This window comes from Corallococcus praedator (assembly GCF_003612125.1).
GTDB classification, from domain to species: Bacteria; Myxococcota; Myxococcia; order Myxococcales; family Myxococcaceae; genus Corallococcus; species Corallococcus praedator.
The window spans coordinates 1-416 of the sequence record NZ_RAWI01001210.1 but is presented as its reverse complement, the minus strand read 5'-3'; the positions used below and the strand labels follow the sequence as shown (position 1 = coordinate 416).

The 416-nt window shown below is 60.1% G+C and carries 1 protein-coding gene; it reads left to right on the top strand.

The genetic code is table 11. From position 1 onward, the window contains the following. A partial coding sequence (locus tag D7Y13_RS43770) for an MDR/zinc-dependent alcohol dehydrogenase-like family protein (protein WP_208734702.1) occupies positions 1–328 on the top strand: 328 nt, incomplete at its 5' end. Between the last annotated feature and the right edge of the window lie 88 nt (positions 329–416).

Here is a 416-nt window from a genome sequence, read left to right as displayed (position 1 = left end):
CATCATCACCGCCACCCCGGCCAACGTCACCCAGGAGCAGGCTCTGCATATGGCAGCTCGCAACGGTCGAATCTCATTTTTCGGCGGCCTGCCCAAGACCGACCCGACCATCACGTGCGATTCCAACCTGGTGCATTACCGTCAGCTGCACATCCACGGCGCCAATGGTTCGGCCCCGGAACACAACAAGCGTGCCCTGCAGTACATCGCCAGTGGTCAGGTGCCGGTCAAGGACCTCATCACGCGCCACATCAAGTTGGAGGACGCCCTGCACGCCTTCGACATCGTTGCCAAGGGCGAGGCCATCAAAGTCACTGTAGAACCGTGAGATGGCCTTCTGCGAATTGAAGTTGTGGCCCCCGATGAATGTCGGGGGCCACAGTCAGGTGTGCATGCACACCTGCTCACCTCTCACA